An 8,504-nucleotide genomic window follows, 5' to 3' on the forward strand; every position below is an offset into this window, starting at 1 on the left:
CGAAGGCTGGGGCACCTTCAACCTGAACCATTACCTGTACGAAAAACGCAATGCGGTCAGCCCCGAGATGCCGCCGGCCGTTCCCCTGGCGATCGACCTGCCCGAACAGTTTGCGCATGTGTCGGGCTGGGTGCATGCGCGTCCGGTGTTTCACCACATGCCGCCGGAAACCCGGTTGTACAACATCATCACTGAGCAGGGCTGCGGTTTGTTTGTAGAAGGCTTCCTGGCCTTCAGCCCTTGCCAGCAAGGTCCCGTGCAACTGGGTACGCCGTGGCAAGCCTTGACCATTGATGCGGCTGCGGCCAGCTTTGTTGACCAGGTGAGTACCATTGCCGCGTGAGCGAAAAGGTAAATCACCAGGAACAAACTCAGTTCGACGCCGGAATCACGCCCGTGCTGGCAGGCGCCGCCTTGATTCAGGGCGGTGTTTTAACGCTACGGGCCAAAGATGAAGAGCTGACCATCAAGGCGCCTGCAAAATTCTTGCGGGCGCTTTTTCATTGGTGCGACGGCAGCAAAACACGGGCAGAACTGGCAAGCATGGCCGAAGCCAAATGGCCAGCCTCGCGATTTGGCGGCTTTATGGACGCCATGCTGGAGGCGGGCGTGCTGGTGGACCATCGGTTTGTGGCGGATAGGCTGCTTCAGGAAAGGCGGATGCAGCGGCCCTACCAAAAAGCGGTCCAGGGCGGGTTCGAGGTGTCCTTGCTGCAGGGCGGAGATATTGAACTGACGGTGCCTCGCTATTCGGGCGTTGCAGAGGCCGGCCCTGCCGGGGTGCTGTCTTTTGAGGCATTGGCCAGCCTGCTGGCCGTAGGGCCGCAGGCAGAGGGCCTGGCTGGTTTGCGTTTTGTAGTTTTCTTCCGCGAAAACCTGGGCGTTGTTGAGGCTGGCGTTTATGAAGTGCATTGGGCCGTGGCCGGAGCCTTTCTCCGGCCGTTCGATATGCCAGCCACTGCGGCGTCATACCAGGCTTTTCCCAATCTCTACGACTTCTTTCGCAGCCAGGCGCTGCTGGCTATTTTTGCTGAAAGCAACCTTCCGGACTGCCCGCTGGATGTGGCGTTGACGGCTGGCGGGGCGGCCCTGCAGAGGCTGGCTTCTGCGGCTACCGCCAGCAGTATTGCGTATGTTGAGGCAGGGGCCGCCTATGGACAGGCAGTGAGTGCACTGTGCGGGCCAGACAAGCATCTTTTCATTGCCGCGGCATTTCTCGGCGGCGTGCCACCACGTCATGGAGGCACCGGGAACCCCGCTTTGCTCAAGCCGATGGTCAGGATCATCGACCGCGGCGAAGCCGGTGGGGACTATCTGGCGGCGGCCCAGGTTGAGCGCGATGGCGGCGCCAATCGAACAGGCTGGGGGCGTTCCGTTGATGTCAAGGTGGCATGTGCCAAGGCACTGTCGGAGGCGGTCGAGCGTCATGCCTACCGCGAGCTGCCCGCCGGGTTATTGCTCAAAAAAGGCTGTGAGCTTGCCGGCAAGCTCAACCCCACCGAACTGATCCGGTTCTCGGACAAGCAATACCGTGACAAGGCGAGCCTGGGCATTCGGCCCTACAGCGACGACGCCGAGCGCTTCTGGGTTGAAGCAAACTGCCTGGGTAGCGATGAGAAGCTCCTGGTGCCCGCCGACTGTGTTTTTTCAGGGGCGAATCTGCCGCGAGCGTCTGAGTTCGGCATGTTGATGCGGCAAACCTCATCGGGCTGCGCCAGCGACGTATCGCTGGATGTGGCGATTGAGCGCGCGGGCCTCGAAGTGATTGAGCGGGATGCTTTCGTCAGGCATTGGCTTGCACAGCGCCCGGGCCGCCTGGTGGCACCCGATTCACTTCCGGCCGGCATTCAGGCCAAGGCGCGCGGCTGGGAGGCGCGCGGCTGCACCTTGCGCATCGGCGTCTTCGCGGGCGCGTGGGGGCCGGTTATTTTTATCGCGATTGCTTCTGCCGTCCACCAATTTTCCGTGATCGCGGCATCATGCTTCGGCTCTATGGAGGCATCCATCACGCATGCGCTGAGCGAAGCAGAAACCATCGGATTGCTCTCCGTGAAATCCGGCCCGCCCAAGCGGCTGGCGCCGAAGGCGGTGCAGACGCCAACAGACCACGGTCTTCTCTTCAGGCAACCGGCCCACTATTTAAAGACGGCGGCAATCACTGAGGGGGGGGACGTGGTGAGGTTCGCGCAACTGCAGGCAACATGGCCCGCGACCCTGGCGCAAAGGCTGCAGGTCGCGCCACGGCCCCCCAAGGCCGTGTGGGTGGATTTAACCCAGCGAGCGGCTCCCGAATCACTTGATGGTCAGGTCATACGTTCGGTGCGGGTGCTGATTCCGGGCGCTATTCCCATAGGGTTTGGGTATGACGGTTTGCCTTTGGGCATGGACGAGAAAATCGCACCCGGGGGAAAGTTCCCCCATCCTTTCAACTAGCGACAAGTCGCCCCCCGCAATAGACAACGACTGAGGACTCATGGCCTTCCCTACTTTTTTTGACCACTTCCGCGCTGTGCGCGGATGGGCGGCCCAGCATGACGCGAAGGTTGAGATAGACATTCAGACCGTGCAACTGGAAATACGCTGTGCCAACGTGTATTTCCGGTTCTACCCGATCTTTGCAGCGTCTGTCCGCAACAAGCTGGTTCACATCGAAGACCTGATGGAGTCGGTGATTGCATTTGGCGGATGGCGCCCTTACAGGCCTTATTCCACGCCGCTCTCTACCGAAAAGCGGCTGTTCAAGCAGCACCTTGACCAGGCCGGTGTTCGCACGCCCCAAATGTGGCCCCCGGGCCAGCAGCCGACGCAAAGCTACATCCGGAAAAAATCCCGAGGCTCGTTCGGCTACGACATCCAGGGGCCATTTCTGGCAGCCGTCCCGGTGCCGCCCCTTGAGCCAGACAGCTCTGATACCGGCACATTCCATGAACAGTTTGTCGCCGGCAAGATCGTGAAGATCTGGTACTGGGGCCACACACCGTTCTTCGCCGACATGCAAGACTACGCCAAGGTCATCGGCGATGGCGTGTCAACAGCCGGCGCGCTGGCCGAAGCAAAAGTCAGGCAGGACGTCGGTGCCAACATTCTGGCCGACAAGGCAATACTGGTGTCGTGCATGGCCTACCAGGGCTTCTCGCCCACAGATGTCCCGCCTGCCGGGCAAGAGATATGGATTGATTTCCGGTACGGCCGCAGCTTCGCACCACGCCAAGGGGGCGCCAAAGCCGGCAGCGCCTTGGCGGAATTAAAAACCGTGTGTGGCGAACAGATTGCGCAAATGGGTTCACTGATGCGCACTGCCTTGCAGGAAGTCGGGCCGGCACCCCTGGCCTACTCGGTAGATGCCGTGCTCGACGACGAAGGTCAGCTGTGGTGGCTCGAGCTGAATTCCCATCCCATGTTTCCGCATTCGGGCTATGACGTCATGTTGAGTGACATTTTCAATCGCACGGCGGGGGGTGAGTTGTTGCCCGGTTGATGTCGTGCAAACGCTGACAGCAACACGAATGGCCAAGTTCCGGAACCTCTATCGCAACATGGTCCCGGGTCGCCTTGATCTGGCTTGGGCCGCGCACCGGACGCCTGGGATTGACGACACGGCCACGCCGGTACGGCGTATGAGTACTCCAAGGGGCGGACCGGCTTCAATGCAATTTAATACTATGCCCACCGGCGGCTACTTGACGGTCCAGTACTTGAAGACGATGACGCGCCGGTCTGTGGGGCAAATACGGGAGACCGAGCGGCCGACATGCGTCGGGTCACCGATGATCTTCATGATGCGGCCAGGCTTTGGCATGACGGCAGCGGTGATCTCGTTCTGCTCATCGAAAACAAGGGTTTCGCCGGCCCAGGCCACATTCCATTCCCGGTTGCAGTAAACCAGCGCCGTGTTGTGCAGGGGGCGCTTGTCTGCTTCGCCTATATCCTGATGCAACCGACCTTCGGTGCCGAAGGTATTGGCGCTGATCATGCATTCGTACAGTCGTACCGGGTGATCATGGCTGGCCTTGATCAAGTCCCAGCATTGCGTGATTGACTGGAGAGTGTCATCGAGTGCGCGCATATTGGGCTCCACATCATCGATAAACGGCTCGTCCGCGAACGCAACGGGGTAGTACCAATGCATGTCAAGCTCATGCGATTTAAAGCGTTCCCATCGATTCAGGAAATGCATGGGCATCCACGAGACGGCCTCGATCAGGGACGTCATTAATGCTTCAGGCAGTAAATCGTCAATAACTGTGATGTTCGGGTTGTTGGTATGCATAGTCGGGATGAAAGCAGGCATCGAGGAGCTCGTTGAGCGCAGGGCTCACCCGGCACTCTCGATGCGCTGCGGTTGGGCAATGATTTATCGGCTAACGTTGTCGCCGCAGCCACCGGAACTCAGGGGCAAGCCGGCTTTGTGGGGAAGGCGTGCACGATGAACTGCAGTCCAGCGGCCGCTTGCACTGCCGCTGCCGTTGGTGTTGTCGCCAGTCGCTTTTGGACTGGCCTGTTTCTTCTGCGTGGAAGCCGCGTCGGACTGGGGCTTTGCTTTTTCTTGCATGAAATGACTCCTTTAGTCAGGTTGAAAAATCAGGGAAACGGATGCGGGAATTTCGATCCAGAGTGGATACGAGGAACCATTCCCAGAGGCTCTCGTTGATAACCGAACGAGATCGGCAGCAAACCGGGGATGAGGGCCTTAACCACCGAAAGGTGGGTGCGACCTTGGTCGATATGGCTTTTCGTGGGCGTGATGTCGACCGCAAGGGGACGCAGGCCTTGCGCCGTAAAGCGCCTGACCAGCGTAGAAAGTGACGTCTCGCATGAGTTTTCGGGCCACTGAGTCGAGGTGGAGGCGGTGACCGGAAACAGCACCCGGTCGGCACGCCGGTAGTAGCGTTTGAGGCCATAAAGTTCAAAGTGATGCTCGGTGGTCTCGACTTCGTCTGGGGAGCTGATGCCAGGCAGGTGGCCATGGATCCAGGCATACACCCGGGCCTCCACCTCATCGAGCGCGCTGTGGACGGCATCCCCGAAGCTGTCGCTGGCTGCGGTTCCCATGGTGGTGAAGTGTTGGGCGTCATGCTGCGCGGAAACCAGTGCCACGTGCGCCCATGGCACTTGCAGATGCTGGACCGTCACCCTGCAGCCGGCCGCTTGCAAGGTGCCGATGCGCTGCGCAATGTCCTCGGGCCATTGTTCAGCGGGAACCAGGGTTCCTGGCTTTTGAGCAAGCCAATGCCGCATGAACGCATCGCGCTCCACCACCTCCAGTAGTGCTCTAACGGTAGCGTCTTCCACAGTGGTGCTGGCGGCGCAACCTGAGGATGTCACCTGGGTATACGGGCGTGAGGTGTCGTGTCCGAGGGCAGCAAGGCTGTTGCGTGAAAAAACGAGTTCCGCCAGCACCCGGACCCTTTTGCCCGTCTCCAGGTTCAACGCATCTGCCCAAGGATAGGATTGTGTTTCTGAGAATGGTTGATAGAAGAAATTCGAAGTCTCGTACTGTTTCTCCGCGTAGCAGACGAACTGTCGGGGATCCAGTGCATGCTCGACCTCGGCGATGCTACCTTCGACGATGCCTCGCGGTTGCCGGAAGCCTTCGCGCTCTATGGCTTCGGCAATGGCCTTGCGTACCGCCAGCAATGGGTCTGTTCCGCGGCCCCAGGTGTGCGGCCGCTCGTCATTCTCATCGAGAATTTTTGCACGCGCCAGGTGAAAACCCATGGAGTAAAGCGCGGATTCGCCGTTGACCCAGGCAAAATCGATCAGCGGCATCCGCTCCATCATGGCAATTTGCTCGGAAGTAGCCTTGACACCGAACATGGCCGAACCCAGCAGCAGTTGCCGGCCGAGTCCGCACATGCGCGCGATCGGCCGTTCGTAATACCCGCCTATTGTTGCGTAGCCCAGCTCCAGGGCACCGGCGCTGAGTGCGCCGTTGTGCAGCGCTGCACCGGCTTCCATAAAGAGGTACTGGAGCGAGCGGTTGCGGTAGCGCGTCGCTGCAATCGCCGGATCGGCGGCGAGGAAAACGGCACCCGTTGCGTAGGTTAACTCCCAGGGCTTGCCGAAGGCCAGGGCCAGCTGCGGCGGTGTGTTCCCGACGGGGTGCAGCAATACCGTACGCTCGTCGGGGTATTGAACCTTGTACACGCCGGGCAGATAGTCACCGACCTGGCGTTGCAGCGCCACGTAAACCTCCACCAGGTGCATGCCACCTGCAGACGCGATGGTGCGTTGCGGCATCGCATATCCTATTCGCGGATGCTTGACCCGGACTACACCGGCGAGGGACCAAAGCAGTTTGTGCAGCGCGGAAATGGATACCGGCTTGTCATCAAAGGTATAGCTTGTTGTGCGCGCGGAAAAGAAAGGGTCAAGCGGCGTGCTTTCCACTCTGGCGGCAGACTCGGGCAGGGTTTCCTCGGACTGCTCTTCATTCCACAAAAAGCGTGCTGCAATGCTGCCTGTCAATTTGGCGGCCGCTGAAAGGCCGAAAGGGCTGAACTGAAAGGCGTAGTGCGCAGCGTGTGCGCTCACCAGGCTGGCGTCGATCAAAGCGCCCTCGGCGAGCAGGAATTCCATGAATTGGGCAAACTCAGAGCGCTCCTGCGCGTTCCCGAAACTCTTCAGGATTTCGTCGACAGTGCGTGTTCCGTCGCACAGGCTGAAGGCCTGGTCCAAAAGCAGTGCGGGTGCCTGGACTTCGATGTCTTCGTTGGCTGTGCGAACCACCAACGTTGCCAGGCGGCCCTTGCTGCGGATACGGCTGGCGCCGGAAAACATGGGCGACAAACGGTCTGCAGCGTCAAGGCAGGCCTGCACCTGGGTGGGAATGCGGTGATTCAGAACGCGATTTCGGTTGCCGCCGATCCTGGTAGCCGATGGCGCGGGGATTGGCGAACCGGACGCAGAAAATTCAGGCTTCATGCCGACACCCTTTCGCCGATGCCCGGGCTAAGCCTGATCTGCGCGGGGCGTTCCGCCGGAATAGCTATGCCGCCTGGTGACCCGCGCATTGGGTTCGGTATGGTCTGACCGGATGCCGGTGCCATGGCAGAGCCGGGTTCCGGGGCGGAAATGGGTGTGCCGAAAAGTGTTGAAAACATGGCCGAATAGCCGGTCGGCGGGAAAATGGGGTTCGAATTGGCCTCAAGCCACCAGATCTTTCCGTCCGTGTCGAGCACGCCGTCGAGCGAACACAAAACAGGTGCGCTGAGTTCCTCTCGCAGCTCTGCGGCGATCCATTGGCCGGCTACTTCCAGTTGGGCTATTTGAGTCGCAGGCATGTGACGCAGGAAATTGTCTTCCTCTTCCGTAGCCGCATCCGGCGCGAAACGGCGTCCGTAGCGATAGTCCAGCCAGGCAGACATATCTGGCGTCAGTACGGTGTTCAAGTCCAGGCCCTGATAAGCAAGTGCCTGTTCCACCGCCTGCTTTTCAGGGTAGTCGGCCCAGCTTTGCTTGATGTCTTTGAGGCGCGCGTCGATCAGCTCTGCGATGGTGTCGCGCCCGTTGCCGTGTATCAACGGATAGGGATGCAACTGCGCATGGAACGCGCGCGCCCCCCAGAACCAGACCTTGATGTTCGTTCCGTGCACGAACGATTCCGCGTACAGGCTACCGGTGCTGCCCTGTTTCGTCAGCATTTGCATTCGCGCCGCATCGGGCTCCTGCCCAGGATGATAGGGGCCGGCCAGTTCCTCGCCAAAAGACCCGACCGAATGCTTGACGATGAAGGCGGCCGTCGCCTCGCCCGGCGTCGGCCACATGCGGGGCGTGGGGAGCCCGGACTCCGCCAGGCGCTTTTTGAAGACGAGCTTGTCCGAAGCGAGCGGCCAACGCAGGGGGCGGTAAGGCAGCCAGCCGATAAACCCGGTTGCCTCGCGAACCATCTGGGGGACGTGCATTAACTGACCGTCCATGCGCGCCAGGAACTGGGGATGCAGTGTGAAGTACCGGTTGCGCGCCTTCACTTCCAGCTCAAAAGTCAACACATTGAGATTGACGAGCGCGTCATGAGCCTCTGCCCAGGCCTTGACGGCGCGGATGTGGTTCATGGTGATCGCGATAAACATGGAAGAGTCTCCGGGGTGATGCTGCCTGTGGGATACCGGTCAGAAAGTGAAGGGCGTGGAGCCGCCCTGGCTGAATGCCGATACGCGCAGGGTCGCAGCGTCCATGCCAGCGGCGCTTATCAATATATCCATGCCGGTTTGAATTTGTTTAGCGATTTTTCGGCGCGTGCGGTCGGATGCAAATTTTCCTAAACAAAGTGGTAAATGTGAGGATGTATTGATGAAATACCGTTGAGCAGTTCTCCAAAGGGTTGGAGGAGGGGTGAGGGGCAGGGGCCCGAGCCGGCGGTTCACCATTAGGTAGATCACATGGTTGCGATCGTCAGCGGCAATAGCCTGGGCTTGGGTTCAACGTCATTGGCCACGCTGGGGCGAGGCGGGCTGCTGGGGGCGGCCGGCCAGGGGCGAAGCGGCGAGCAGGCGTTTGTCAAT

The 8,504-nt window shown here is 60.1% G+C and carries 7 protein-coding genes; 3 read left to right on the forward strand and 4 right to left on the reverse strand.

Going from position 1 to position 8,504, the window contains the following annotated elements; all coding sequences use genetic code 11:
- The 3 genes from AC1DWQ_RS22960 to AC1DWQ_RS22970 all read left to right on the forward strand — a co-directional run.
- A partial coding sequence (locus AC1DWQ_RS22960) for a hypothetical protein (protein WP_477671719.1) occupies positions 1–343 on the forward strand: 343 nt, incomplete at its 5' end.
- Positions 340–2,433: a YcaO-like family protein gene (locus AC1DWQ_RS22965; RefSeq protein ID WP_477671720.1), complete on the forward strand. Its 2,094-nt coding sequence runs from the start codon at positions 340–342 to the stop codon at positions 2,431–2,433. The genes AC1DWQ_RS22960 and AC1DWQ_RS22965, both read left to right, overlap by 4 nt.
- Before the next feature lie 40 nt (positions 2,434–2,473).
- Complete coding sequence (locus tag AC1DWQ_RS22970) at positions 2,474–3,478, forward strand: hypothetical protein (protein ID WP_477671721.1); 1,005 nt, start codon at positions 2,474–2,476, stop codon at positions 3,476–3,478.
- 198 nt (positions 3,479–3,676) lie between these two features.
- On the opposite strand, the gene AC1DWQ_RS22975 is transcribed toward AC1DWQ_RS22970, so the two are convergent.
- The 4 genes from AC1DWQ_RS22975 to AC1DWQ_RS22990 form a co-directional block, all read right to left on the reverse strand.
- Positions 3,677–4,291: a hypothetical protein gene (locus AC1DWQ_RS22975; RefSeq protein ID WP_477671722.1), complete on the reverse strand. Its 615-nt coding sequence runs from the start codon at positions 4,289–4,291 to the stop codon at positions 3,677–3,679.
- Positions 4,292–4,354: 63 nt separating this feature from the next.
- The gene (locus AC1DWQ_RS22980; protein ID WP_477671723.1) at positions 4,355–4,552 is read right to left on the reverse strand and encodes a hypothetical protein; all 198 of its coding nucleotides are present in this window, start codon (positions 4,550–4,552) and stop codon (positions 4,355–4,357) included.
- 29 nt (positions 4,553–4,581) lie between these two features.
- Complete coding sequence (locus AC1DWQ_RS22985) at positions 4,582–6,924, reverse strand: YcaO-like family protein (protein ID WP_477671724.1); 2,343 nt, start codon at positions 6,922–6,924, stop codon at positions 4,582–4,584.
- Positions 6,921–8,072 carry a hypothetical protein gene (locus AC1DWQ_RS22990; protein ID WP_477671725.1) on the reverse strand — a complete coding sequence of 384 codons (1,152 nt, stop codon included), beginning with the start codon at positions 8,070–8,072 and terminating at the stop codon, positions 6,921–6,923. Before AC1DWQ_RS22990 ends, AC1DWQ_RS22985 begins: the two co-directional genes overlap by 4 nt.
- Between the last annotated feature and the right edge of the window lie 432 nt (positions 8,073–8,504).

Source organism: Polaromonas sp. P2_G11, assembly GCF_056403595.1.